The organism is Cryobacterium arcticum (genome assembly GCF_001679725.1).
Classification (GTDB): Bacteria; Actinomycetota; Actinomycetes; order Actinomycetales; family Microbacteriaceae; genus Cryobacterium; species Cryobacterium arcticum_A.
The window spans coordinates 1,255,599-1,280,142 of record NZ_CP016282.1; the positions used below are offsets into that span (position 1 = coordinate 1,255,599).

Consider the following 24,544-nt stretch of genomic DNA (forward strand, 5'->3'; position numbering starts at 1 on the left):
CGTGTCGGGTTGTCTAGGGTTGATCCATGCGAACCCCAGACAACTCCGGTGCCCGCCTGTCCGGTGCCCAGCCCGACGGTCCCACCACGTTGCGCACCCTGCTCACCGACAAGCTGGGCTGGCTCGGTCTGCGCAGCGCACAGATCCTGTTGGCGCTCGGTCTTGTGGCCGTCATCGTGCTGGTCCTCGTGCAGGTGAAGCTGGTCGTGATCCCGGTGCTGATCGCGCTGATCCTGGCCTCCGCGCTGAGTCCCGTGATCGGATGGCTGCGCCGCCGCGGCCTGTCGGCCATCCTGTCCACCTGGGTCACCCTCCTGACCGCCATCGTGGTCTTCGGCGGCATCATCACCCTCATCGTCCTGGCGGTCGAGAACCAGTGGAACGACCTGGCAACCAGCGCCTCCGACGGCATCGACGAACTCTCCACCTACCTCACCGAGGGCCCGCTGGGCATCGACGCGGCGCAGATCGAAGCGGCCCGCAACGCCGGGGTGGACTTCCTCACGAGCAGTCAGTTCGGCTCCGGCGCGCTCGCCGGGGTCTCCGTGGCCACCGAGATCATCACCGGCGCCGTGCTCGTCGTCGTGATCCTGTTCTTCTTCCTGAAGGACGGCGATGTCATCTGGAAATTCTTCCTGCGCCCGTTCAAGGGCGAGCGCCTGCAGCGCGGCCGCCGCATCGGCACCACCACGGTGCGGGTCCTCGGCGGGTACGTGCGCGGAACCGCCATCGTCGCCTTCGTCGACGCGGCTGCGATCGGCATCGGCCTCACCATCCTCGGTGTACCCCTCGCGCTGCCCCTGTCCGTGATCATCTTCCTCACGGCGTTCATCCCGCTGATCGGGGCCACGATTGCCGGCATCCTCGCCGCCCTGGTCGCGCTCGTGGCCAACGGCTGGGTGGTCGCGCTGATCGTGGTGGGCATCGTCGTGCTGGTCAACCAGCTCGAGGGCAACTTCCTGCAGCCGGTGGTGATGGCGCAGTCGCTCAAGCTGCACCCGCTGGTCATCCTGGTCGCCCTGACGGCGGGAACCATCGTGGCCGGCATCATCGGCGCCGTGCTCGCCGTGCCGATCGCCGCCGTGGGCTGGGCCATCGTCAAGACCTGGAACGCACCGCCCGAACTCAAGTCCCGCCCGCAGCTCGCCTAGCCGCCCGCCGGGGCCGGCGCTTATAGCGTCGTGGCGCAGGAAAAACCTCGTGGCGCACGTTAGTGGGTCCGCTAACCTGCGCTGCGAGGTCAAACCTGCGCCGCGACATCGAAGGTGCGCCGCGAGTCCGGACGCGTCGCGACCGCCCGAGAACGTCGGCGGCGCGACGAGCCGACTCAGCCCTCGAGGCGCTTGGGGGAGCCTGCCTTGAGCGCGGTCTCCTCCACATCGATGAACGCGAGCGCCGAGCGGATGGCCGGCTCCTGGTAGCGCCCCTCCACCCGGGCGGCCAGCACGGCCTCCCGTTCCGCCTCGATCATCGCTCGACGCAGGCGTGTGTAGGCGGACGGGAGCGGCTCGGCGTCGTCGGGCGCCGGGTTGTCGAGCGCATCGGCGAGGAACCGGGCATTGGTGCGCAACCGGCCGATCACCCGCTCCTCGTCGGCGTCGGTCACCTCGGCATCGAGCCGGGCCAGGCCGGCGGTCTGCGCCTCGGCCAGCAGCATCTGCGCCTCGATCCGCTCCTGCGACCGGTCGGGTGGCGGCAGCCGCAACCGGCGGATGATCCACGGCAGCGCCAGGCCCTCCAGCAGTGTGCCGACCACCACGATGAACGCCAAGAGCTGCAGGAACTCCCGCTGCGGGGTCTCCGGCGGCAGCAGGAAAACCGCCGCGAGGGTCACCACCCCGCGCATCCCCGCGAACGAGACCGCGATCCCGGTGCGCCAACTCCAGCCGCGCTCCCGCAACCGGCGCGGACCGTGCCGATAGAGCCACGTGGTGACCGCCATCCACGCGAAGCGGGAGACCAGCAGTGACGCCAGGATCGCCAGCGAGATTCCCACGGTGGCCCAGAACCCGGGTCCGTTCGTGATGGCGCCCTCGAGAACCGCCTCCAGGTTCAGCCCGATGAAGAGAAACACGGCGTTCTCGAGCAGGAACTGGATGGTGCGCCAGTTGATCGACTCGGCGATCCTGGCCTCCGCCGACTGGATCACCGGGGCCCGGTAACCCAGGAACAGTCCGGCGACGACCACGGCCAGCACCCCGGACCCGTGCACGAGCTCACCCAGGATGAACGCCAGGTACGGGGTGATGAGCGACAGGCTGGTGTCCAGAACGGGCGCGTGCAGTTGCTTGCGGATCACCGACAGCAGCCAGCCGACGGCCAACCCCACGCCCACGCCGCCGACCACGGCGACCATGAAGTCGCCCGTCACCGACCACGGGTTCACGGTGCTCAGAATCGCCGCGATCGCCGCGTTGAGGGCGACCAGGGCGGTGGCGTCGTTCAACAGGCTTTCGCCCTCGAGCACGGTCACCACCCGCCGCGGCAGGCCGAGCCGCCCGGAGATCGCGGTGATGGCCACCGCATCCGTCGGCGCCACGACCGCCCCGAACGCGAAGGCCGCCGCCAGCGTGATCGCGGGCACCACCAGCCAGGCTGTGAGCCCCACTGCCACCACGGTGAAGGCGACCAGCCCCACCGAGAGCAACAGGATGCCGTCACGCCGGGCCCGCACATCGACGATCGACGTGCGAATGGCCGCCGCGAACAGCAGCGGAGGCAACAGCCCGTAGAGCACAAGCTCGGGGTCGATCTCGATGCGGGGCACCGACGGCAGGAAGGAGGCCAGCGCGCCGACGACGACGAGCACGAACGGCGCCGACCAGCCGATGCGCCGGGAGAAGCCGGTCACGGTGACCGTGACCACGACGAAGGCGACAATCCACTCAATGGTGCTCACGGGATCCATAGCCACAATTATGCGCATGGTGGGCGGCCGCCTGGCATGCCGCCATTGCCGGTTACGTCGTTCGCGCCTACCATCCCCAGCAACACGCCCCAGGAACACGCAAGGAAGCGAGGCGCATCACATGGCCGTGAGCACTCTCAAGGAGATCGTCGATCGCGCCTTCGCCGAACGGTACGGTGTTCCGGCGATCAACGTCGTGAACGACCTCACGATGGAGGCGGTCCTGGCCGGTGCGGTGGAGGCCCGCTCGCCCGTGATCGTGCAGACCTCGGTGAAGACGGTCAAGTCGATCGGCTCCGAGGTGTTGTTCGCCATGTGGTCGGCCATGACCTCCGGTATCGAGGTGCCCGTGGCCCTGCACCTGGACCACTGCCCCGACCGGGCCGTGATCACCGAGTGCCTGCGCCGCGGCTGGAACTCGGTATTGTTCGACGCATCCACCCTGCCGGTGGAGGAGAACCAACGGCAGACCATCGAGGTGGTCGCGGAAGCCCGCACGTTCGGCGCCCATGTGGAGGGCGAGATCGAGTCGATCACCGGCGTCGAAGACGGCGTGGGCAGCGACACCGAGTCGGCACGGCAGAGCCTCGCCGTGTCGCTGATGTTTCTCGAGGAGACCGGCGTGGACGTGTTCGCGCCCGCGATCGGCAACGCCCACGGGGTCTACAAGCGCGAGCCGGTGCTCGATTTCCAACGGGTCAGTGACCTCGTCGCCGCCCACCCCATCCCCATCGCGCTGCACGGCGGCAGCGGCATGACGGATGCGCAGTTCACCGACCTCATCGCCAGGGGCTGCGCCAAGGTGAACATCTCCACGGCGCTCAAGATCACCTTCATGAAGTCGAGCCTGTCCTACCTCACGGATGCGCAGGCGCGCGACAAATGGGACCCGCCGTCGCTGTTCGCCAAGGTGCGCACCGACGTCGTGGACCTCACCCGCGGGCTGGCCGAGCAGTTCGGCAGCGCGGGAAAGGCTTGAGATGCCGGCGTTGATCTTCGACTGCGACGGGGTGCTCGCCGACACCGAACGGGACGGCCACCTGCCGGCGTTCAACCAGACCTTCGAGGAGTTCGGTGTGCCCGTGCACTGGAGCGACGCCGACTACGCCGAGAAGGTGAAGATCGGCGGCGGTAAGGAACGCATGCGGAGCATCCTCACCCCCGACCTCGCCCGCCGGCTCGGCCTGCCGGACGACCCCGCCGCCTGGGCCGAGACCGTGCAGTCCTGGCACCTGCGGAAGACCGCCATCTACACCGAACGGGTGGCCGCCGGCGTGCTGCCGGCCCGGCCGGGGGTGCGCCGGATCACCGAGGAGGCGGTGGCCGCCGGCTGGACCCTCGCCGTGGCATCCACCTCGGCTGAAGCGTCGGTGCGGGCGGTCCTCGAGCACGCCGTGGGGGAGGAACTGGCCGGCCGATTCGCGGTCTTCGCCGGGGACATCGTGCCGGCCAAGAAGCCTGCCCCCGACATCTACCTGCACGCCCTCCGCGAGCTGGGCGTGAACCCGGCCGAGGCCCTCGTGATCGAAGACAGCGCGAACGGGCTGCAGGCCGCGCTCGCCGCCGGCCTGACCACCGTGGTCACCGTGAGCAGTTACACGGTGAACGAGGACTTCGCCGGGGCCGCGCTCGTGGTCTCATCGCTCGGCGACCCGGGCGGCCCGGCCACCGAGGTGCTGAGCGACCCGGCGGGCATCCGGCCCCAACCGTACGTGCGGCTCGAGCACCTGGCCGCGATCCTGCAGGCGGCCCCGGGCGCATCCGCTGCCGCAGCCGACACAGAAAGCGAGACGCCATGACCAGCCTGGCCGACACCGAATTTGTGGTGCGCAGCATCGCGCAGACCGCGGTCGACAACGAGAAGGAGTTCGGCGACCTCGACGCGGTCGTCGGTGACGGGGACTTCGGCTACTCACTCGCCCGCGGCTTCGAGATCGTGCTGGCGGACTGGGACAGCTTCGACCGCTCCAGTCCCAGCGCGTTCCTGCAGAAGGTCGGCATGGTCATCTCCGGGCGTATCGGCGGCACCTCGGGGCCGCTCTGGGGCACGGCGTTCCTGCGGGCGTCGATGGCCGTCAAGGGCACAGACCAGGTGAGCGGTCATGACGTGGTCACGATGCTGCGGTCGGCGATCGACGGCATCAAGGCGCGCGGCAATTCGGATGTGGGCGACAAGACCCTGCTCGACGCGCTGGTTCCGGTGACGGATGCGCTCGAGGAGGAGGTGCGGACCGGCAGCCCGGCGCCCGCCACGCTGCACCGTCTGGCCGACGTCGCCCGGCAGAGTTCGGATGCCACCTCGATGATGCAGGCCCGGCGCGGCCGGGCCAGCTACACGGGGGAGCGCAGCATCGGTTCGCCCGACCCGGGGGCCGTGGCCATCGCCGTGATCCTGGAGCGGCTCAGCACCGAGTGGGACGCCCGGGCGGAGCCGGGTGCCGGCACGTCGACGGGCGCATCGAGCAGCACCCCAGCCGGCACCGACCGGCCGTCCAGCCACACCGACTGAGCCACACCGACTGAGCCGGCGGAGCCGCACCGACTGAGCCGCACCGACCGAGCCACACCGACCGACCACATCCGTTTCGCTGTCCGACCGACTTCGCACCGCCACAGACCGAGCACCGCATCCGACCGAGCACCGCCTGTCACGAGAGGGAGCCATGAAGAAATTCGTCAACGACCCGAAGCAGTACGTCCCGGAGATGCTCAAGGGCATCGCCCTGGCCAACCCGGACACGCTGAAGTACGTGCCCGCGTACAACCTGATCATGCGCTCCGACAGCCCCAGCCCGGACCGGGTCTCGATCATCCAGGGCTCAGGCTCAGGACACGAGCCGGCCCACGTGATGACGGTGGGCCGCGGCATGCTCGACGCCGCGTGTCCCGGCGACGTGTTCTCGGCCCCGCCGATGGACTACGTCTACGAGACCACCAAGCTGCTGGCCTCGCCCAAGGGCGTGCTGCTGCTGGTGAACAACTACACCGGCGACCGGATGGCCTTCGAGATGGCCCAGGAACTCAGCGCCGCCGACGGCGTGAACGTGAAGACCCTGTTCATCGACGACGACGTCGCCGTGCAGGACTCCACCTACACCGTGGGCCGGCGCGGGGTGGCCGGCAACTTCTTCGTGATGAAGGCCGTCGGCGCCGCCGCCGAGCAGGGCGCGGACCTCGACGAACTCGTGCGCATCGGCGAGAAGGTCGACAGCGTCACCCGCACCATGGGCATCGCCCTCACCTCCTGCACCCCGCCCGCCAAGGGCTCACCGCTGTTCGAGATCGGCGACGACGAGATCGAGGTGGGCGTGGGCATCCACGGCGAGCCCGGCCGGCGCCGCGCCAAGCTCACCACGGCCGACGAGATGACCGACGAGCTGCTGGATGCGGTGGTCAACGACCTGCCGTACGTGGCGGGCGACCGGGTGGCCCTGATGATCAACGGACTGGGTGGCACTCCCATCAGCGAGCTGTACATCCTGTACGGGCACGCGCACGAACGGCTCACCGAGCTGGGTATCACGGTGGGGCGCAGCTATGTGGGGGAGTACTGCACCTCGCTGGACATGGCCGGTGCGTCGCTCACCCTGGTGCGGCTCGACGACGAGATCGAGGCCCTGCTGGAGGCGCCCGCCGAGATCGCGGCCCGTATTTTCTGACCACCGGCACCGGCATGACGTTACTCTGTGGCCATGAGTGAGACACGCACGGACTGGTCAGAGACGCTTTTCGCCTTCGACGCCGCCACAAGGTGGTTCGTGGCGGTGACCGCCGGCATCGCCGAACGCGCGGACGGCGAGGAGGGGGTCTGGGCGGAGGTCGGCCTGGGTGAGTGGAGCGTGCGCGACCTCGTCGGGCACACCAGCCGGGCGCTGTCCACCATCGAGACCTACCTCGACATCGCCGCAGAAGAGGATGCCGCGGGCGTGGCCGGAAGCATCACGGTCACGTCCCCGGCCGCCTACTACGAGCGCGCCCTCGCGGCCGGCACCCCCGAGGTGATCGCGCAGCGCGGCCGCGAGACCGCCGCCACCCTCGGCGCGCGGCCGGCGGAGGCGGTGGCGGCGCTCGCCGCCCGGGTGCTGGCGCGGGTCGGCACGCTCACCGGAGCCGAGCCGGCCGACACCCCGGCCGGACGCATCCGAATCGCCGAGTACCTGCCGTCCCGCACGGTGGAGCTCACAGTGCACACCAGCGACCTGCTGCAGAGCCAGGGGGTGCCGGCGGCCGAGCAGACCGTGCCGGCGCCCGCCGCCGCAGCGACCCTGCACGTGCTCGCCGACCTCGCCGCCCAGAAGGGTGTCGCCGCGCCACTGCTGCGTGCCGCCACCGGCCGCGCGCCGCTCCCCGCCGGCTTCACCGTGCTCTGACCCGCGTCCTCCGCTTCCACTCTCCGCCGCCTGACATGACTGGCTCACTTTTGCTAGTGGGCGGGCCGTCGGACTAACAAAAGTGGGCCAGTCTGGGGGAGCGGCGCGGGGGTGCGTGGTCAGGGAAGGGCGGCAGCTTCCCGCGCCTGGCGGGCCGCATCAAGGGCGGTCAGCTTCTCGTCGAGGCGGTCGAGTACCGCGCCCTGCTCGCCGAGCCATTCGGGCATCCACACCCGTTCCACCGCGGGCCAGCCCATCAGCCGGGAGAGCACCTCGACGGGCAGGCCGTCGCGGTCCGAGACCGTGCGGCGGGCGGCCCAGGTGGGGCCGTCGAGCAGCACGGCCATCACCGGATGCCCGGGCGCCCCGGCCGTGGCCACGCTGAGGTCCACCCGGAAGTCGGACAGGCCCACATCCGTCTGCACGGCAAAGCCGCGCTCGCGCAGCGCCTCGGCGATCTGCTCCCGGTGCCGGTCCAGCACGCCCGACTGGCGCAGCGGGCTCGCGAGCCCGTCGGAGCCGCCCGCGGCCAGGTCGAGGTAGGCGCGCAGGTCCTTCACCCCGGCCGAGATGGTCTCCTCGGCGCGCAGGTCCTGGGGGTCGAAGCTGCTGAACACGATCACCTGACGGCGGGCCCGGGTGATCGCCACGTTCAGCCGGCGCTCGCCACCGGGCAGGTTGAGCGGGCCGAAGTTCAGCGGCAGCCGGCCGGACGCATCCGCGCTGAATGCGGTGGAGAACAGGATGGTGTCGCGTTCGTCGCCCTGCACATTCTCGAGGTTCTTCACGAACAGGCCGTCGGTCTCGCTCTCGAGCGCGTGCACGATGCGGTCGTCGCCGCTGTCGCGCAGGCTCCCCTCGATGAGCGCACGCTGCTGAACGTTGAACGTGATCACGCCGATCGACGGGATGCTGTCGGGCTCGGCGGCGAACCGGGCCAGGATCTCGGCCACGATGGCCTGCGCCTCCACGGGGTTGGTGCGGAGGTCCTTGCCCTTGCCGCTGCGGAGGAAGGTTCCGTCGACCCGACGGAGGCTCACGCCGTAGCCGGCCACGCCGGGGACCGGCTCGGTTGCGGTGTCAGGGGCAGCGGCCACCGGGCCCGCGCCGTGGTGCGGCGCCGGGAACGACGACAACCGGTCGCGGTAGTACGCCCGGTTGCTGAAGGCGATGAGCGATTCGTCCTGGCTGCGGTAGTGCCAGGACAACCACTTGCCGGGCACCTGGGCCTGCACGCACTCCGAGAGGATCGACTCCTCGTCGCGCACGAACTCCAGGGTCTCGCTGTCCTGATCGCCCGAGCCGATCGCGGACTCGGCGAACGAGGTGGGTGGCATCTGCTTGCTGTCGCCCACGACCACCACCGAGCGCGCTCGGCCCATGGCGCCGACCGCATCGGACACCCGTACCTGCGAGGCCTCGTCGAAGACGACGATGTCGAAGAGGCCGGCCTGAGCGGGGAAGAACCGGGCCACCGACTCCGGGCTCATCAGCATGCACGGCAGGATGTCGGTGATCAGGTCGCCGAACTCGTGCATGAGCTCACGCACGCCCATGCCGCCGCGCTGGCGGTCGAGCTGACGCTTGAGCAGGCCCAGCCTCGCGGCGGAGTCGGCGGCCGACGCCGACGCGGCCGTGTCGGCGGCCTCGGCGGGCGAGCCCGCCCCGCCGATGCTGCGCCGCCGCAGCACGCTGTAGGGGATGAACGTGGGCAGGTGCCGGCGCACGGCGCCGGAGGCGGTGGTGAACCGGGTGATCGAACGGTTCTGGGCGGCGGCGTCGAACTGGTCCAGGGTGGTGGCCTGGCCGCGTTCGGTCACGGATGCGGCGGCGAGCCCCTTCTCGAACGCCAGCCCGGCGTCGTCGGCGTCGACCTCGCCGCGGAGGACCGCCGCGTGCGCCGCCGTGAGTCCCAGGGCGCGGAGCGGCTCGAGGTGCTCGAGCAGGGCGACCCACCGGGTGAGGGAGGGCAGCCCGGGGGCCTGCGCGTCCCGCTCCTCGGCGCCGCGGGACCAGACGGCCACGAGTCCGCCGCCCGCGGCCCAGGCGGCGACGGCGGCCGGGCCGGCGCCCGTCGCCGTCATCACCGACTGCAGGGCCTGCAGGGCCCGGTTCAGCGCCGCGGCCAGGTCGGCATCCGGTGCCGGGGTGCTCTCGAGGTAGTCGCGCAGGGCGGCCACGAAGTCGGCGCCGAGCTCCCGGTGGCCCGGCGCGACGGCACCACCGGCCCAGCGCAGCCAGGCCAGTCGGGCGCTGAGCTCGTCACGGCCGGTGTGCCCGGCGGAGCCGACCAGCGGATTCCAGTCGTCGGCGATGGTGACGCCGTCCAGCAGGCGCACCCGCGCGCGCAGGGCCTGCAGCTGCGCCTGGCTGTCGGCCAGCTGGCCGGTGACGGTGGAGAGGGTCTTGAGGGGCACGGTGTTGCCGGGGATGAGCTCCGCGGACAGGCGCGCGAGCACGGCCTTCCGCCGGCCGCGGCGGCCGAGGAAGCCCGAGGCATCCGCTGCTTGCGCGTCACGGTGCAGGGCGGCGGCATCGAGCCGCAGGGCGTCCGGCTTGAGAACGGCCAGCGCCGGATGCGTCGCCTGCGCGAACGCGACGGTGGCCGCTTCGGCGTCGGCGGCGGCGGCCACCCAGGCGGGGGAGCGGGTGCCGTCGAGGGTGGCCAGCGACACCCGCTCGGCGGCGGCGAGGCTGCTCAGGGTGACGAACTCGGTGGGGCTGGCCGCACTGGACACGGCGGCGGCGGCCCGGTGACCGGCCACGGCGAGGTCGGCGGCAGCGTCCGTGGACCCGGCCGTGGCCGGAACGGTGGACCCGGCGACAGGCAGCGCCGCCAACGCCTCGTCGAGCGCGGCGGCGGCCCGGGCCACGGCCGGCAGGTCCAGCGGCGCGGACGGCGGCGCGGTCACGAACGCCCACGGATGCTGCGGCCGCGGCCGTACCGGATCGGTCACGTCGGGCAGGTCGCGCAGCATCCGGCGCAGCTGGTCCAGCTCGTCGGCGGTGATGCGCGCGGGCAGATCGGCCGGCACCGGCAGGGCCCGAACGTCGTCGTCGGCGGTGAGCTGCGCGGTGCGGGCGGAGTAGAACGACAGCCCCGCGTTGTTCTGCTCGTGCAGCCGGTCGGTGTACCGGGCCAGGCTGCGCCGGGCGGTGCCGAGCACGTCGAGGTCGTTCTTCAGCCCCTGCCCGTCCACGGTCACCGCGTGCTCGAGGGCCTGCCGGATCTGCGCCCGCACGGCGGCCGGTTTGGTGGCCAAGGCGTGCAGGTCGAGCGCGAACGGCCCCATGCCCACCTCGTTCAGCCGGGCCTGCACCACCTGCAAGGCCGCGCGCTTCTCGGCCACGAAGAGCACCTTCTTGCCCTCGTACACGGCACGGGTGAGCAGGTTGGTGATGGTCTGCGACTTCCCCGTTCCGGGAGGACCCTCGAGCACGAATGTGCGCTCGGCGATCGCCTCGGCCACGGCGGCGAGCTGCGACGAGTCGCCCGGAACCGGGCATTCGGCGCCGAGAGCGTCCAGATCGGCCGGCTCCGGCAGCGGCACCGGGTCGACGAACGGCTGGGTGGGCGTGTGCACGAGATGGTTCACGAGCGAGTTCTGCGCCAGGGTCTCCCAGTTCTCGTCGAGGTCCTTCCACAGCCGGAACTTCGCGAACTGCAGGATCGACAGGTCCAGGGTTTCCTCGACCCGGAACGGCAGCCCGGCCGCCAGGAGGGCCTCGCGGGTGGCGCGGAAGGCACCGGCCAGGTCGATGCCGGAGGTGTCGGTGCGGGCCGCGTCGTCCTGCGGGTTCTCCAGCCCGGGGATGCTGAGCCCGTGCAGCTGGCGCAGCTTCTCGAGCAGGCAGTAGTTGGGCGTGGAGGCGCCGGCCTCGTCGAGCCGCACCCGGTAGTCGCCGCCCCGGCCGGCCGGTTCGAGCACCACGGGCACGAGCACCAGGGGGCTCCGCAGCTCCCGGTCGTTCGCGGTCCAGACCAGTGACCCGAAGGCCAGGTAGAGGTTGTTGGCGCCGGTCTCCTGCACCACGGTGCGTGCCTTGTACGCCAGCGCGCGCAGCTTCGTGGCGTAGGCGGCGTCGGTGACGTCGGCGTAGACGGCCTTCTTGCCGGCCAGCAGGGCGGCAAGCTGGTCGGTGGGCAGGTCGCGACCGAAACGGATGCCGCGCTCCTTGTCGGTCGAGGACATCCGGTCCGCCGGCAGCAGGGTCAGCCCGGTTCCGCCGGTGACGAGGTCCTCAAGGTCGGCGAGGTGCCGGTCGGGCACCGTGAGGGCCAGGGCGCCTCGCTCGGTGAAATTGATCAGCCGGTTGCGCAGGCTGAGGTCGAGCAGGGCGTTCTTCCACTGCGTGATGCGGGGCGGGGCGAGGCGGGTGGGTGCGCCCGAGTCCACGACGCCCGAGTCCGCGGCCGCCGCGTCGGCGGACGGCGCATCCGTCACGATTGCAGCAGGCACCCCGGACCCCGGCGAACCCGGCCGGTACTCGGTGACGAGCACCGTACCGTCGCCGGCCACGGTGCGGGCGGGCAACGGCAGGATGTGTGTGCGCCGCGCCTGCACAACGTCGACGACGCCGATCACACTGCTCAGGTCGGTGAGGCGTTCCAGGTAGGGGGAGCGCTGCGCCTCGGCGAAGCTGGCCGGGCGGCCGGCGCCCTGGTCGGTGACCTGGGTGGTCTCCACGAGCCGGATCAGGTCGAGGTCGATGAGGTTGATCACCTCGGCCACATCGGTGAGGGCCGGAGCCCCCAGGGTTTCCTCCTCGCGCCAGTAGCCCAGGAACGCGTGCCCGGTGACGATCCAGAGCAGCGGGTGCAGGCCGGCCTGTTCGAGGGCCGCGGCCATCACCACGACGGTGTCCAGGCAGGTGCCCACCCCGCCCGTCGCGCTGATCGAGCCGGTCGCGCCGGCAGCGCCCTCGGCGCCGATCCCGCCGGAGCCGAGCACCTCGCCGGGGGTGCGCACCTTCTGGCCGTCGTCGGCCCAGCTGGCCGGCGGTGTGGCGTAGCGGATGCCGCGGGCGCGCATGGCCTCGAAGACCGCTTCCACCACCTGGTCGACCCGCTCCGGTCCGGCCTGGTAGCCCGGCATCGAGGCAGATCCGGTGCGGTCCTCGAGCAGCACGGCGGCTTCACCGAGCAGGGTCGCGACGGCGGGGTGGTTGGGCAGCACGTGCGCCGAGAGCATCTCCAGGGCCAGATCCACCGGCCGGGCGACCCACTGCTGGGCGGCCAGCAGCTGGATCGGCTCGTCGGCCTGCGCGGCGACGGCGCCGTCGATCAGCAGGCTGGCCCGGATCGTGGCGGGCCGCTGCTCCTCCACGAGCAGCATCGCGGCGGGATCGACGGTGAGGGAGACATCCGTGAAGGTCGCGGTGCGGGCGGCGGCGAGGTCGACGAGCAGGTCGCGCGCGCTGCCGAGGGTGTCGCCGGCGCTGACCACCTCGAGCCGCAGCACGGCTTCGCGCACGGCCGCGCCGCGGTTGTCGACCTCGACCCGGCCCACGACGTTGATGCGGTTGTGGGCCAGGGCGTAGCTGAGTATGGGCGTCACGGAGAGGGCAATGGTGAGGTCGTGGGCAGTGCGGACGACGGGCTGGGGGATGCTCGAGTCCTGTTCGGTCGATTCCACGTGATTCTCCTCGTCGTGCCTGATGTTGCTGTGCGTGACCCTCTCAGAGGGGCATCCAGTCAATCATCGGTGACGAGAGGAACCCTCTCGACCCGCCAGGGGCGAGCGAACTCTGCTAGTCTCTTGAGGTTGCCGTTCAACGGCCGCGGATAAAGAGAGCTCAGGCATTCTGCCCCGAGCACCGCGCAGTGAGAGAAAGGGGATCCCATCTATGGCACTCGAAGCTAATGCTAAGAAGGCGATCATCGAAAAGTACGCTACCCACCCGGGCGACACGGGTTCCCCCGAAGTCCAGATTGCCATGCTCACGCAGCGCATTCTCGACCTCACGGAGCACCTCAAAGAGCACAAGCACGACCACCACTCGCGTCGTGGCCTGCTCCTCCTGGTTGGTCAGCGTCGCCGTCTGCTCGGCTACCTGTCCGACGTGGACATCAACCGTTACCGCTCGCTCATCGAGCGTCTCGGCCTGCGCCGCTAGGTAGTAGCCGAAAAGGTTCGCTGATAACGCGATCCTCTTCGAAACGGGCCGTCACCCTTGGGTGGCGGCCCGTTTTGTGTACCCGGATACCGGGCGGCGCCGCGGCCGGGGTCAGGCGGGGTCGGCCGGGATATCGAGCTCCCGGGTGTAATACCCCCAGGGGAAGGTGGTCTCGCGCACCAGTCGCCAGCCATCGGCCTCGAGGTGGCGCCTGGCCGCGTTCCCCGGTGTCCACGGCATCCGGCGGTGTTCCCACTGCCGGTCGGAGGCCTCCAGCACATGGGACAGCGTGCCGTAGTCCACGACATGCCAGCCTCGGCGGCCCTCGTCGGCGAGAATGGCCATTTCATCGAACGCGGTGACCGGGCTGATCACCTTGCGGGGCGGATGCCCGGGCTCGGCTCCCGCGCCCGGCACCTGAGCCGGCGCTGAGAAGCGCTGTTGAGCGGCCTGCCGGCTCACGCCGAGGAGCCGGCCGAGCGTGTCCCAGCTGTGCCCGGCGGCTCGAGCTCCGTTGATGGAATCGCGCAGCAGGCGGCTGGTCTCCTCGGCGGCGGTTCGGCTGGCGCTGACCAGTCGGAGGTAGGCATCCGGGTCGGTCTCCAGGTCGACCCGCAGACCGTCCGGGGAGCCGAGCACGGCCTCGGCCACCCCATCCCGAACGGCGTTCGCTTCGGCAGGGGTGAGGGCATCCCGCAGGCGATCACCGGCGCCGGCCATCATCGTTCGTCGCCGCGGTCGGATTCGGTGGCGGCCCGCAATGGTTCGAGATCGTCGAGCGCCGCCGCATCGCGCTTTCTCGCCACGATGTGTCGGACGACCTCGGTCCAGGCCACCAGGGCGACCAGGAGCATGGCTAAGGCGCCCGTGAAGAAACCCAGAACGGAGTCCGTGGCATCGTCGTCGACGACGAGGGCGGCCGCGGACAGGGCGGCGATGCACAGGACAGCGGCCCCGATGGCTGGAGCGTACCAACGGGGTCGGGTCGGAGCGGCGGTGCTGCGCGTTGTGGTGTTCATGTGTCAAGGATGTCTTGACGGTGAGCGGTTGTCAAGAAAATCTTGACGGCTTCGATGTCGCCCGTGTCGTCTACAGGTTGCACACCCGATACCGGCGGTACCCGCACAGCCTGCTCATAGCAAGCGCATGGTTTCCGGTCGCAGAGTGGAGTCATCGAGAGCGGCGGCCGACACCCGGATCGTCGCCCACCCTGACCTGCGGAAGGCGGCACGGAAGATGAACCTGCACGAGCGAGGCAAGAGACTGGCGACCATCGTCACGAGCACGGTGGGCCTGGCGGCCGTGATCGCCGCGTCGGCGCTCGGCCTGCACGAGTGGGCGGACACCGAAGCCACCAGCGTGTCGGGAACCACCTCGAGCACAACCACCACGACGACGGATGCCGAGGGCGCCGACTCCTCGGATTCGTCCGGCACCGATTCGACCAACACCGATTCGTCCGACACAGATTCCTCGGACAGTGCCACGAGCAGCACCGATTCGGGTAGTACTGACTCGTCCAGCACGGGCAGCGGCTTTTCCGGCACGGATTCGTCCAGCACGGATTCGTCCAGCACGGATTCGTCGAGCACCGGCTCCAGCTCGGCGGTCAGCCCCGCCACCGGCACCACCTCCGACGCGACCTCGAGCGGATCCTGACATGACGCACACACCGACCCCCGGCACCCCACTGACCTCGGTGTCCGAGCTCACTCCCGTCCCGGTGCCGACCGCCGCGGCCCGCACGGCGTCGCGGGAATGGACGCTCTGGAGCACCAGCGCCCGCCTGGTCGTGACCGACCCCGACCAGATCGGGTTGGCCGCTACCCTGGCCGACGCCCTGCTTGCCGACGTCGACCGCGCCGCGAGCCGGTTCCGGGCCGATTCCGAACTCCAGCTGGCCGCGGGCCGGTTGCACGCGGGCGTCGAGGTCAGCAACACCCTGGCCGACCTCGTGCGCCGGGCCCTCGCTTCGGCGGCGCTCACCGATGGTGACGTCGACCCCACCCTCGGGTACGCGCTCGACGCCGTCGGCTACGACCGCGACATCCGCCTCGTCGAAGACCACGGCGTGCCTGTGCGGGCCGTCGTGTCCCGCCGTCCGGGCTGGAAGAGCGTGTCGCTGGTCGGCAACCGGCTGCGTGTGCCGGCACACTTGGCGCTCGACCTCGGCGCCACCGCCAAGGCCGTCGCGGCCGATTGGACCGCCACCGTGATCAGCGCCGCGCTCGGCTGCGGCGTTCTCCTCAGCCTCGGCGGCGACATCGCCACCGCCGGCCCGGCGCCTGCGGGCGGCTGGCAGGTGCGGGTGCAGGATGCTCCGGCCGACCCGGCCGCGACAGTCACCCTCGTGCCGGGCATGGCCCTGGCCACCTCGAGTACCCAACACCGGCGGTGGACCATGGCCGGTCAGGCGCAGCACCACATCCTGAACCCGCGCACCGGGCGCTCCGCCGAGCCGGTCTGGCGCAGCGTCACCGTGGCGGCGTCGAGCTGCCACCGGGCCAACACCCTGAGCACGGCCGCGATCGTGCGCGGCACGGCCGCGCTGCCGTGGCTGCGCCAACTCGGGGCGGCCGCCAGGCTCGTCGACGCCAACGGCTCCGTCACGGTGCTCGGCGGCTGGCCGGCCGACCCGGAGCCGGTGCCGGCCCGCAGCGAGCGGGCATCCGCCCACACCCTCGAGGTGCGCCGGCCCAGTGACCGGCCGGCGCGCTACCAGGACGGCACCCCCGTCGGGCACGAACGCAGACGGGTCGTGGCCTGATGGACGAGGCATTCTGGGCGCTCGGGCGCGGCACCGGCGTCGTGGCCCTCGTCCTGTTCACGCTGTCGGTGCTGCTGGGCATCCTCACCCGCAGCGGCCGGCCGCTGTTCACCCTGCCCCGCTTCTCCATCACGCTCATCCACCGCAACGTGTCGCTGTTGGCGACGGTGTTCATCGTCATCCACATGCTCTCGCTGCTGGCCGACTCCTACGCCCAGCTCAACCTGGTGGACCTCGTTTTCCCGTTCCTCGGCGCCTACCGGCCGTTCTGGCTGGGCCTGGGCACCCTCGCGGTCGACCTGCTCCTCGCCGTCGTGGCCACCAGCCTGCTCCGCCGGCACGTCGGCCACCGGGTCTTCCGCCTGGTGCACTGGTCGACCTACCTGATGTGGCCCATCGCCCTCGCACACTCCCTGGGCACCGGCACGGATGCGGGCGAGGGCTGGTTCCTCACGCTCGCGGTGGCCTGCACCGCCGCAGTGCTCGCCGCGGTGGTCTGGCGCATCACCGCCGGGTTCGTCGAATACCGCGGTGTGCGTCGCGCCGAGCGGTTCGTCGGCGAGCTGCCGGCCCTCGCCGCCCGCAGCGGCCAGCCGGGGCCCGTGGGGCCGACCATCGCGCTCGACCCACACCGCTCCCCGCACCACCTGAGTTCCCCGGTTGGGAGACGACCATGACCACCGCCAGCAGCGCGGCCGCCCAGGCGGTCGGCGACCCGGCCTACTCCGCCCGACGTCCTCGTGCGGCGGCCCACGTTCCGGCCCCGCTCGGCACCGCCAGGCTCACCCGGGCGCCCGGGCCCGACCACGCCGGGCACCTGACCGAATTCGGGGTCCTGCCGTCCGCACCCGCATCGGGTGCCTTACTGGCCACCCTGCGTGACGCCGGCCTCGAGGGCCGCGGCGGTGCCGGCTTCCCGGCCTGGCGCAAGCTCGCCGCGATCCCGGAGAGATCCGCGACCGGCAGGCCCGGACGTCGCCGACCCGTCGTGATCGGCAACGCCGCCGAGGGTGAACCGCTGTCGGTCAAGGACGCCACCCTGCTCGGCACGGCCCCGCATCTGGTGATCGACGGGCTCCTCACGGTGGCTGCCGCCGTCAACGCGGCCGAGGTCTACCTCTACGCCCCGGCCGCGCTGCTGCCGACCGTGACGTACGCCCTGGCCGAACGCAGGGATGCCGGCGGCGTGGCCGTACGAGCCTCACCGGAGAGCTTCATCTCCGGTGAGGCCTCCGCCGTGGTCAACGCCCTGGCCGGGCGTCCGGCGCTGCCCGCTGACCGCAGCATCCGCCTCACCACCTCGGGGCTGGGCAGACGGCCCACCCTGCTGCACAACATCGAAACCCTGGCGCACATCGCCCTCATTGTGCGGTTCGGCGCGGACTGGTTCCGCTCGCTCGGCACGGAGACCGATCCGGGCACCCGCCTCGTGACGGTGAGCCGGGGCCTCTGGGCCGCCGGGGTCTCAGCCGGGGTCTCCGCCGGCGCCACCGGCCGCGTGCCTGCCGGTGCGTCAGGTGCTGCGCCCGGCCGGGCCACCGCGACCGTGCTCGAGGTCATCGGCGGCAGCCGTATCGACGAACTCCTGCGCTTCGGCGGGATCGACCCGGCCGCGGTGCAGGCCGTGCTCGTCGGCGGGTATCACGGCGCCTGGCTGCCGGCCTCAGCCCTGCACACCGGCCTGGACCGGGTGAGCCTGGCGCCCTTCGGCACCGGCCCGGGCGCGGGCATCCTGCTGGCCCTGGAGACCGGCCGCTGCCCGCTCACGCTCGCCGCGTCGATCGCCGACTACCTGGCCGGTCAGAGCGCCCGCCAGTGCGGGCCGTGTGTCAACGGCCTCCCAGCCATGGCCGCCGTGCTCGGACGCCTCGCCGCGGGGGAGCGCCACCCGGGTCTGCCCGCCGAGGTGGCGCGTCTGGCCGCCCTGGTCACCGGACGCGGCTCCTGCCACCATCCCGACGGCACCGCCCGGGTTGTGCTGAGCACGCTCACGGTGTTCGCGGCCGACGTCGACGCCCACCTGCACGGTACCTGCGTCAAGGTGCACGCATGAGCGCCCGGATGCTCGCCCCCACCGGCCGGCCGGCAGCCGCCGACGCCCGCGCGGTGCTGCACATCGACTGGACGGCCTGCGACGGCCGGGGCCTCTGCACCGAACTGCTGCCGGAGCTGTTGCAGCGCGACGACTGGGGCTACCCGCTGGCGCTCGGCTACGGCTCGGATGTTCCGGTGCCCGGCCAGCTGCTCGCCGCAGCCGCCGACGCGGTGTCCCTCTGCCCCCGCCAAGCCCTCGCCCTCTCCCGCAAACCGTGAGTCACACCCCACTTTCGGGCCCGGACGCGTGCTTTTCTCACCGGTCGCGGGAGTTGCCGCGCGTCCCGTAGCGCCCAGCCCCGCAAACGGTCAGAGTGGAGGGATGAGCGACTTCGTCAATTCACCCGGCGGCGACCCTCGGGGGTTCGACAAGAGGCGGCACGACGCGCCGTCCGGGTTCTTCGAGGCCGAGGCGGCCGGGCTGGTCTGGCTCGCGGTGCCCGGGGGAGTGCGCACCGCGCAGGTGATCGACCTGGAGCCCGGCCATATCGTGCTCGAGACCATCGACGAGGTGCCGCCCACCACTGCTGCGGCCCGGGCGTTCGGCGCCCAGCTCTCGGTGACGCACTCGGCCGGTGCGGCGGCGTTCGGCGCACCGCCCGACAACTGGAGTGGCTCGCTGTTCATCGGCAACCGCAGCCTGCCCGCCGCCTACGAAGACACCTGGGGTGCCTTCTACGCCCGGTACCGGGTGCTGCCCTACCTCGACATCGCCCTTGACGTTGGCGGCATCACCGCACGCCAATCGGAGGCCGTGCACGCGGCCTGCGCCCGCATCGAGGCCGGCGACTTCGACGACGGCGCGCCGCCCGCCCGGCTGCACGGCGACCTCTGGACCGGCAACGTGCTCTGGTCGGCCGACGGGGTGGTGCTCATCGATCCGGCCGCGCACGGCGGACACCGCGAGACGGACCTGGCGATGCTGGCCCTGTTCGGCTGCCCCTACCTGGAGGAGATCACCGCCGGCTACGAGTCGGCGTCGCCCCTACGGGCGGGCTGGCGGGCGCGGACGCCGCTGCACCAGCTGCATCCGCTCGCCGTGCACGCGGCCGGTCACGGTGCCGCCTACGGTCGGGCGCTCGAGCAGGCCGCTGAGGCCGTGCTTGAGCTGCCCAGCACCCGGTAACCGCGACCGGTCAGGTGGTCTGCCCGGCGTGCGCGCCCTCGGCCACCTCTTCGATGACCTTGGCGTTGAACGCCGGCAGGTCGTCGGGGGTGCGGCTGGACACGAGCCCGTTGTCCACCACGACCTCCTCGTCGACCCAGGTGGCTCCGGCGTTCTGCAGGTCGGTCTTCAGGCTGGGGTAGGAGGTGAGGGTGCGGCCCTCGATCACGCCGGCCTCGATGAGGATCCAGGCGGCGTGGCAGATGGCCGACACGGGCTTGTGCGCGCTGAAGAAGTCGCGGGTGAAGGCGATCGCGTCCTGGTCCATCCGCAGGTGGTCGGCGTTCACGACGCCGCCCGGCAGCACCAGCGCGTCGAAGTCGTCGGCGCGGGCGTCGGCGACGGCCAGGTCGACATACTGCGAGTGGCCCTTCTTGCCGGTGATGCTCTCGGTGGCGGGGGACACCAGCACGGCGGTGGCGCCGGCCTCGGTCACGGCCTGCCACGGGCTGCTCAGCTCGCTGTCTTCGTAGCCGTCGGTGAGCAGGAAGGCGATGCGCTTGCCGGAAAGTTCGGTGGTCGTCATGGTTCTCCTTGTCCATTTGTGCTGTCGAATTGTCTCGTCCACGTGACGAGAGGCACGGTGAAGCGGATGGCTCCGGGCAGGCCGCCACACAGCCGACCTCCCCGGATTCCACGCTAGTCACGCCGCGGCGCGAGTGCGCCCATACTCACCAAACGCTGAGGTTGTGATCAGCCGGGCGGTGACGTGCCTAGCGGGCGAGATAGCCGCCGTCGACGGGCAGGGTGTGGCCGGTGATCCACGCGGCCTCCGACGAGGCGAGGAACAGCACGGCATCGGCGACATCGTCGGGAGTGGGCATGCCCGGGATCGGGTTGAAGTTCTCCATCAGCTCACGCATGGCGGTCGGGTCGTCGGCACTGTCGATGAAGTGCTCCACGAGCGGGGTGCGCACCGCGGTGGGGGCGACGGCGTTGATGCGGATGTTGTCCTTGGCGTACTCCACGGCGGCCGAGCGGGTGAGGTTCACCAGTCCGCCCTTGGTGAAGGAATACGGCGAGATGTTCTCCTGCGCGGCGAGGCCGACGGTGGAGGCGGTGCTCACGACGTTGCCGCCGCCGGAGGCCAGGAGCGCGGTGATGCCGTACTTGAGCACGAAGAAGGCACCGTCACCGTTGATGCGGGAGACGAGGTCCCAGTTCTTCACGTCCATCTCGTGCAGGCGCTGCTGCTTGCCGTCGATGCCGGCGTTGTTGAAGATCACGTTGACCTTGCCGAGCTTGTCCATGGCCGTCTCGAACGCGGCCTCGACCTGTTCGGGCTTGGACACGTCGACCGTGATGGCGATCGCGCCGGGGAATTCGGCGGCGGCCGTCTCGGCGGCCTCGGTGTTCAGGTCGGCGATGGCGATGGTGGCACCCTCGCTGGCGAACCGGCGAGCCGCGGCCAGCCCGAGCCCTGAGGCTCCTCCGGTGATGAAGACGACCTGGTCCTGGAATCTGCGGGAGTTCATATGCACGCTTTCTGTGTCCTGATCCGGTGGGGATACACGAAAGCAAACACGGTTCCTCGAGGACCGAATTCCCTGTTCGGGGGTTTATCACGCACCTCACAGGAAGGGCGGGTATGTCGGGAGGGACCTTCGGTCTGCCGCTGACTGCTCGCCACCCATAAACTTGAGCTTTACACGATCGGATACACCATGAGTCTCTGGCGCACCAAGAGCATCGAATCGTCGATGGCTGATTCCCTGGAGAAGGGGCACAGTCTCAAACGCACCCTCGGCACGTGGGACCTGATGGTCATGGGCGTGGCCGTCGCCGTCGGCGCCGGCATCTTCTCCGTGGGCGCCAAGGCCGCCGGCAGTTACGCCGGCCCGTCGGTCACCCTCGCGTTTGTGCTCGCCGCCGTCACCTGCGCCCTGGCGATCATGTGTTACGCCGAGTTCGCCTCCGCGGTACCCGTGGCCGGCTCCGCGTACACCTTCACCTACGCCACGCTGGGTGAGCTGCTCGCCTGGATCATCGGGTGGGACCTGATCCTGGAGATGCTCACCGCCGCCGCCGTGATCGCCAAGTACTGGGGCATCTACCTCAGTAACGTGTTCGCGCTCTGGAACTGGGATATCCCGTCCACCATCGACGTGCTCGGCCTGCAGGTGAGCTGGGGCGCGTTCGTGATCGTCGCGATCTTCACCACTCTGCTGGTGCTGGGCACCCAGCTCTCCGCCCGGGTCGCCAGCGTGTTCACCATCGTCAAGGTGGCGATCGTGCTCTTCGTCATCGTCGTGGGCGCGTTCTTCATCAACCCGGCCAACTACTCGCCGTTCATCCCCGAGTCCGTGCCCACCACGGATGGTGTCGGCAGCGACGTGTGGACCCAGTCGCTGTTCTCCTTCATGACCGGTGCCGCCCCCGCCCAGTACGGCATCTTCGGCCTGCTCGCCGGTGCCTCACTGGTGTTCTTCGCGTTCATCGGCTTCGACGTGGTGGCCACGAGCGCCGAAGAGGTCAAGAACCCGCAGAAGACTCTGCCGCGCGGCATCTTCGCGGGCCTCGCCATCGTCACGGTGCTCTACGTGGGTGTGAGCCTGGTGCTCACCGGCATGGTGCCGTACACCGTTCTCGCCGACGACCCCAACGCCTCCCTGGCCACGGCGTTCATCGCCGTCGGCGCCGGATGGGCCGCCCAGGTGATCTCCATCGGCATCCTGGCCGGCCTCACCACGGTGATCATGGTGCTGCTGCTCGGGCTCTCCCGGGTGCTCTTCGCCATGAGCCGCGACGGCCTGCTGCCGCGCTGGCTCAGCGTCACCTCGGAGAAGCGCCGCACGCCCGTGCGCATCCAGATCATCACCGGCGCCGCCGTCGCGCTCATCGCGGGGCTCACCGACGTGGGTGTGCTCGAAGAGATGATCAACATCGGCACGCTCTCGGCGTTCGTGCTCGTGAGCATCGCCGTCGTGGTGCTGCGCAAGAAGCGCCCCGACCTCAAGCGCTCGTTCAAGGTGCCGCTGTCGCCGTACCTGCCGATCCTCTCGGCCGCGCTCTGCCTCTGGCTGATGCTCAACCTCACCACGCTCACCTGGGTGCGGTTCCTGGTGTGGCTGGTGCTCGGCTTCATCGTGTACTTCGCCTACGGCCGTCGCCACTCGCTTGTGGGCATCAACGCCAAGCTCCTCGTCGACGCCACCCGGCGCGAGGAGATTGAACGCGAAGAGCGCGCCGTCCGCGGCGAGTAACCCCGCCAACGTTGCCGACACGGAGATCTGCGCCCGGTACGCCGGGCGCAGATCTCCGTTTCGGGCACAGAAGCCGCGGGCGGATGCCGGCTGGAGCGGCTAGAGCCGGTAGAGCCGGGCCTCCCACGGGCGGAGTGCCGCGGCGCCGTCGCCGGCGTAGTTGCCGAGCAGGAGCTCGGCGCCCGAGATGTCGTCGGGCACCCACTCGCCCTGCAGGGTCAACGGGGTGTCCGACGCGTTCGCGAGCACCAGGAGCACCCGGTCGTCGAGGGTGCGGGTGAACGCGTACAACTTCTCGTGCTCGGGTTCGAGCAGCTCGAAGTCGCCCAGCGCCACCACCGGGTCGTCGTGCCGTAGCGCGATGAGCTGCTGGTAGAACCGGAACACGCTCCGCTCGGCCGCACGGTCGGCCGCCACGTTGATCTCGGGGAAGTTCGGGTTCGCGGCGATCCAGGGGGTGCCGGTCGTGAAACCGGCGTGGGCGGACGCATCCCACTGCATGGGCGTGCGCGCGTTGTCGCGGCCCATCGCGTGCACCCCGGCCAGCACGCTCGCCGGGGACTGGTCGAACTGCTCCACGGCCTCGCGGTAGTGGTTGAGCGACTCGATGTCGCGGTAGTCCTCGATGCCCTCGAACCGCACGTTCGTCATGCCGATCTCTTCGCCCTGGTAGATGTAGGGCGTGCCGCGGTGCAGGTGCAGCACCAGGGCCCAGAGCGTGGCCGACTCGTACCGGAACTCGGTGTCGTTGCCGAACCGGGACACCAGGCGCGGCTGGTCGTGGTTGTTCAGGTACAGGCTGTTCCAGCCCGTCTCGGCCAGGCCCTCCTGCCAGCGCGCCAGGCTGCGCTTGAGTGCGACCAGGTTGCGCGGCAGCGGATCGAACTTGTGCACGCCCTGGTCGAGCGAGACGTGCTCGAACTGGAAGATCATGTCGACCTCCGCGCGTGCGGCATCCGTGAAGAGCACGGCGTCGTCGATGCTCACCCCCGGCATCTCGCCCACGGTGAGGTGCGCGCCGGTGCGCCCGGCGAAGACCTCGCGATGCATCTCCTGCAGGTAGTCGTGGATCTGCGCACCCATCGGGGAGCCTTCGTCGGAGGCAGCGGCCGGCCCGCTGACCAGGTCGAGCTGCTTGGCGATGAAGTTGATCACGTCCATCCGGAACCCGTCGACGCCGCGGTCCAGCCACCAGTTCATCATCGAGTAGACGGCCTGGCGCACCTCGGGGTTCTCCCAGTTGAGGTCGGGCTGCTGCTTGGCGAACAGGTGCAGGTAGTACTCGCCTGTCGTCTCGTCCAGGGTCCAGGCCGGGCCGCTGAACGCGCTGCCCCACCCGTTCGGTTCGGCGCCGGCCGCACCGGGCTGACGCCACCAGTACCAGTCGCGCTTGGGGTTGTCGGTCGACGACCGCGACTCGACGAACCACGGATGCTCGTCGCTCGTGTGGTTCACCACCAGGTCCATCACGATCTTGATGCCGCGCTCGTGGGCCTCCGCCAGCAGGGCGTCGAACTCCTCCAGGCTGCCGAACACGGGGTCGATGTCCTGGTAGTCGCGGATGTCGTACCCGTTGTCGTGCTGCGGGGACGGGTAGACCGGCGACAGCCAGATGGCGTCGACTCCCAGTTCGGCGAGGTGGTCGAGCTTGGCGCGCACCCCGCCGAGGTCACCGATGCCGTCGCCGTCGGAATCGGCGAAGCTGCGCGGATAGACCTGGTAGACCACGGCCGTGGTCCACCACGGGGCCGCGGCGGGCGCGAGCTCGGTGGTGGTGGCGGGGTCTGCTGGGGTTCGGGGCTCGACTGCGGTCACGGGGGTCCTCCCTGGCCGGGGATCCAGCGGACAGGCGCTGGGCATCCGGTGCTGAACGAATTGGTTTACCGATAGAAATAAATCGTCCGTCCAATGTAGCGTCCG

At 70.6% G+C, this 24,544-nt stretch carries 21 protein-coding genes; 13 read left to right on the forward strand and 8 right to left on the reverse strand.

Annotated elements, in window-relative coordinates; translation table 11 throughout:
* Positions 1-26: 26 nt before the first annotated feature.
* Positions 27-1,151 carry an AI-2E family transporter gene (locus tag PA27867_RS05560; protein WP_066594276.1) on the forward strand — a complete coding sequence of 375 codons (1,125 nt, stop codon included), beginning with the start codon at positions 27-29 and terminating at the stop codon, positions 1,149-1,151.
* Between the two features lie 176 nt (positions 1,152-1,327).
* On the opposite strand, the gene PA27867_RS05565 is transcribed toward PA27867_RS05560, so the two are convergent.
* Complete coding sequence (locus PA27867_RS05565) at positions 1,328-2,908, reverse strand: Na+/H+ antiporter (RefSeq protein WP_236900845.1); 1,581 nt, start codon at positions 2,906-2,908, stop codon at positions 1,328-1,330.
* A 121-nt stretch (positions 2,909-3,029) separates the two neighbouring features.
* Between PA27867_RS05565 and PA27867_RS05570 the strand changes: the two genes are divergently transcribed.
* From PA27867_RS05570 to PA27867_RS05590, 5 genes are all read left to right on the forward strand, one after another.
* Positions 3,030-3,887 carry a class II fructose-bisphosphate aldolase gene (locus PA27867_RS05570; RefSeq protein ID WP_066594278.1) on the forward strand — a complete coding sequence of 286 codons (858 nt, stop codon included), beginning with the start codon at positions 3,030-3,032 and terminating at the stop codon, positions 3,885-3,887.
* A 1-nt stretch (position 3,888) separates the two neighbouring features.
* Complete coding sequence (locus PA27867_RS05575) at positions 3,889-4,707, forward strand: HAD-IA family hydrolase (protein ID WP_066594280.1); 819 nt, start codon at positions 3,889-3,891, stop codon at positions 4,705-4,707.
* Positions 4,704-5,417 (forward strand): dihydroxyacetone kinase subunit DhaL, encoded by a 714-nt coding sequence (gene dhaL / locus PA27867_RS05580; RefSeq protein WP_066594283.1) that lies wholly within the window; start codon positions 4,704-4,706, stop codon positions 5,415-5,417. The genes PA27867_RS05575 and dhaL overlap by 4 nt, the downstream gene beginning before the upstream one ends.
* A 154-nt stretch (positions 5,418-5,571) precedes the next feature.
* A complete protein-coding gene (gene dhaK / locus PA27867_RS05585; protein WP_066594285.1) occupies positions 5,572-6,567 on the forward strand; it encodes a dihydroxyacetone kinase subunit DhaK in 996 nt (331 codons plus the stop codon).
* A 33-nt stretch (positions 6,568-6,600) separates the two neighbouring features.
* On the forward strand, positions 6,601-7,278 hold the full coding sequence (locus tag PA27867_RS05590; protein ID WP_066594288.1) for a maleylpyruvate isomerase N-terminal domain-containing protein: 678 nt from the start codon (positions 6,601-6,603) through the stop codon (positions 7,276-7,278).
* Positions 7,279-7,397: 119 nt separating this feature from the next.
* Here PA27867_RS05590 and PA27867_RS05595 read toward each other — a convergent pair whose 3' ends face one another.
* Positions 7,398-12,914 (reverse strand): DUF4011 domain-containing protein, encoded by a 5,517-nt coding sequence (locus tag PA27867_RS05595; RefSeq protein WP_066594290.1) that lies wholly within the window; start codon positions 12,912-12,914, stop codon positions 7,398-7,400.
* A gap of 211 nt (positions 12,915-13,125) precedes the next feature.
* Between PA27867_RS05595 and rpsO the strand changes: the two genes are divergently transcribed.
* Positions 13,126-13,395 carry a 30S ribosomal protein S15 gene (gene rpsO / locus PA27867_RS05600; protein WP_066594293.1) on the forward strand — a complete coding sequence of 90 codons (270 nt, stop codon included), beginning with the start codon at positions 13,126-13,128 and terminating at the stop codon, positions 13,393-13,395.
* Between the two features lie 111 nt (positions 13,396-13,506).
* Here rpsO and PA27867_RS05605 read toward each other — a convergent pair whose 3' ends face one another.
* The 3 genes from PA27867_RS05605 to PA27867_RS05615 all read right to left on the reverse strand — a co-directional run bounded on the left by PA27867_RS05605 (position 13,507) and on the right by PA27867_RS05615 (position 15,017).
* Positions 13,507-14,118, reverse strand: a complete 612-nt coding sequence (locus PA27867_RS05605; protein ID WP_157109133.1) for a hypothetical protein — start codon at positions 14,116-14,118, stop codon at positions 13,507-13,509.
* Positions 14,115-14,414, reverse strand: coding sequence for a hypothetical protein (locus tag PA27867_RS05610; protein WP_066594296.1), 300 nt, complete (start codon positions 14,412-14,414; stop codon positions 14,115-14,117). The genes PA27867_RS05605 and PA27867_RS05610 overlap by 4 nt, the downstream gene beginning before the upstream one ends.
* Positions 14,415-14,528: 114 nt before the next feature.
* Positions 14,529-15,017: a hypothetical protein gene (locus tag PA27867_RS05615; protein WP_157109134.1), complete on the reverse strand. Its 489-nt coding sequence runs from the start codon at positions 15,015-15,017 to the stop codon at positions 14,529-14,531.
* 38 nt (positions 15,018-15,055) lie between these two features.
* On the opposite strand from PA27867_RS05615, the gene PA27867_RS05620 reads away from it, so the two are divergent.
* The 5 genes from PA27867_RS05620 to PA27867_RS05640 all read left to right on the forward strand — a co-directional run bounded on the left by PA27867_RS05620 (position 15,056) and on the right by PA27867_RS05640 (position 19,382).
* The gene (locus PA27867_RS05620; protein WP_066594302.1) at positions 15,056-16,162 is read left to right on the forward strand and encodes an FAD:protein FMN transferase; all 1,107 of its coding nucleotides are present in this window, start codon (positions 15,056-15,058) and stop codon (positions 16,160-16,162) included.
* Positions 16,162-16,839, forward strand: a complete 678-nt coding sequence (locus PA27867_RS05625) for a ferric reductase-like transmembrane domain-containing protein (RefSeq protein ID WP_066594304.1) — start codon at positions 16,162-16,164, stop codon at positions 16,837-16,839. Before PA27867_RS05620 ends, PA27867_RS05625 begins: the two co-directional genes overlap by 1 nt.
* Positions 16,836-18,215, forward strand: a complete 1,380-nt coding sequence (locus PA27867_RS05630) for an NADH-ubiquinone oxidoreductase-F iron-sulfur binding region domain-containing protein (protein ID WP_066594306.1) — start codon at positions 16,836-16,838, stop codon at positions 18,213-18,215. Before PA27867_RS05625 ends, PA27867_RS05630 begins: the two co-directional genes overlap by 4 nt.
* Entirely contained in the window at positions 18,212-18,475 is a 264-nt protein-coding gene (locus PA27867_RS05635) for a ferredoxin (protein ID WP_236900846.1), read from the forward strand. The genes PA27867_RS05630 and PA27867_RS05635 overlap by 4 nt, the downstream gene beginning before the upstream one ends.
* Positions 18,476-18,578: 103 nt before the next feature.
* A complete protein-coding gene (locus tag PA27867_RS05640) occupies positions 18,579-19,382 on the forward strand; it encodes a fructosamine kinase family protein (protein ID WP_066594307.1) in 804 nt (267 codons plus the stop codon).
* A 10-nt stretch (positions 19,383-19,392) separates the two neighbouring features.
* On the opposite strand, the gene PA27867_RS05645 is transcribed toward PA27867_RS05640, so the two are convergent.
* Positions 19,393-19,947, reverse strand: a complete 555-nt coding sequence (locus tag PA27867_RS05645; RefSeq protein WP_066594308.1) for a type 1 glutamine amidotransferase domain-containing protein — start codon at positions 19,945-19,947, stop codon at positions 19,393-19,395.
* 187 nt (positions 19,948-20,134) lie between these two features.
* Entirely contained in the window at positions 20,135-20,896 is a 762-nt protein-coding gene (locus PA27867_RS05650; RefSeq protein WP_066594309.1) for an SDR family NAD(P)-dependent oxidoreductase, read from the reverse strand.
* Positions 20,897-21,085: 189 nt separating this feature from the next.
* Between PA27867_RS05650 and PA27867_RS05655 the strand changes: the two genes are divergently transcribed.
* Positions 21,086-22,624 carry an amino acid permease gene (locus tag PA27867_RS05655; RefSeq protein ID WP_066594311.1) on the forward strand — a complete coding sequence of 513 codons (1,539 nt, stop codon included), beginning with the start codon at positions 21,086-21,088 and terminating at the stop codon, positions 22,622-22,624.
* A gap of 99 nt (positions 22,625-22,723) precedes the next feature.
* Here PA27867_RS05655 and PA27867_RS05660 read toward each other — a convergent pair whose 3' ends face one another.
* A complete protein-coding gene (locus PA27867_RS05660) occupies positions 22,724-24,484 on the reverse strand; it encodes a glycoside hydrolase family 13 protein (RefSeq protein WP_084020739.1) in 1,761 nt (586 codons plus the stop codon).
* Positions 24,485-24,544: the final 60 nt, after the last annotated feature.

What these genes read in the sequence shown, in the direction of transcription:
- PA27867_RS05560 (WP_066594276.1), top strand. Translation starts at nt 27, where the DNA reads ATGCGAACCCCAGACAACTCCGGTGCCCGCCTGTCCGGTGCCCAGCCC.
- PA27867_RS05565 (WP_236900845.1), bottom strand. Translation starts at nt 2,908, where the DNA reads ATGGATCCCGTGAGCACCATTGAGTGGATTGTCGCCTTCGTCGTGGTC.
- PA27867_RS05570 (WP_066594278.1), top strand. Translation starts at nt 3,030, where the DNA reads ATGGCCGTGAGCACTCTCAAGGAGATCGTCGATCGCGCCTTCGCCGAA.
- PA27867_RS05575 (WP_066594280.1), top strand. Translation starts at nt 3,889, where the DNA reads ATGCCGGCGTTGATCTTCGACTGCGACGGGGTGCTCGCCGACACCGAA.
- dhaL (WP_066594283.1), top strand. Translation starts at nt 4,704, where the DNA reads ATGACCAGCCTGGCCGACACCGAATTTGTGGTGCGCAGCATCGCGCAG.
- dhaK (WP_066594285.1), top strand. Translation starts at nt 5,572, where the DNA reads ATGAAGAAATTCGTCAACGACCCGAAGCAGTACGTCCCGGAGATGCTC.
- PA27867_RS05590 (WP_066594288.1), top strand. Translation starts at nt 6,601, where the DNA reads ATGAGTGAGACACGCACGGACTGGTCAGAGACGCTTTTCGCCTTCGAC.
- rpsO (WP_066594293.1), top strand. Translation starts at nt 13,126, where the DNA reads ATGGCACTCGAAGCTAATGCTAAGAAGGCGATCATCGAAAAGTACGCT.
- PA27867_RS05605 (WP_157109133.1), bottom strand. Translation starts at nt 14,118, where the DNA reads ATGATGGCCGGCGCCGGTGATCGCCTGCGGGATGCCCTCACCCCTGCC.
- PA27867_RS05610 (WP_066594296.1), bottom strand. Translation starts at nt 14,414, where the DNA reads ATGAACACCACAACGCGCAGCACCGCCGCTCCGACCCGACCCCGTTGG.
- PA27867_RS05620 (WP_066594302.1), top strand. Translation starts at nt 15,056, where the DNA reads ATGACGCACACACCGACCCCCGGCACCCCACTGACCTCGGTGTCCGAG.
- PA27867_RS05625 (WP_066594304.1), top strand. Translation starts at nt 16,162, where the DNA reads ATGGACGAGGCATTCTGGGCGCTCGGGCGCGGCACCGGCGTCGTGGCC.
- PA27867_RS05630 (WP_066594306.1), top strand. Translation starts at nt 16,836, where the DNA reads ATGACCACCGCCAGCAGCGCGGCCGCCCAGGCGGTCGGCGACCCGGCC.
- PA27867_RS05635 (WP_236900846.1), top strand. Translation starts at nt 18,212, where the DNA reads ATGAGCGCCCGGATGCTCGCCCCCACCGGCCGGCCGGCAGCCGCCGAC.
- PA27867_RS05640 (WP_066594307.1), top strand. Translation starts at nt 18,579, where the DNA reads ATGAGCGACTTCGTCAATTCACCCGGCGGCGACCCTCGGGGGTTCGAC.
- PA27867_RS05645 (WP_066594308.1), bottom strand. Translation starts at nt 19,947, where the DNA reads ATGACGACCACCGAACTTTCCGGCAAGCGCATCGCCTTCCTGCTCACC.
- PA27867_RS05650 (WP_066594309.1), bottom strand. Translation starts at nt 20,896, where the DNA reads ATGAACTCCCGCAGATTCCAGGACCAGGTCGTCTTCATCACCGGAGGA.
- PA27867_RS05655 (WP_066594311.1), top strand. Translation starts at nt 21,086, where the DNA reads ATGAGTCTCTGGCGCACCAAGAGCATCGAATCGTCGATGGCTGATTCC.
- PA27867_RS05660 (WP_084020739.1), bottom strand. Translation starts at nt 24,484, where the DNA reads ATGCCCAGCGCCTGTCCGCTGGATCCCCGGCCAGGGAGGACCCCCGTG.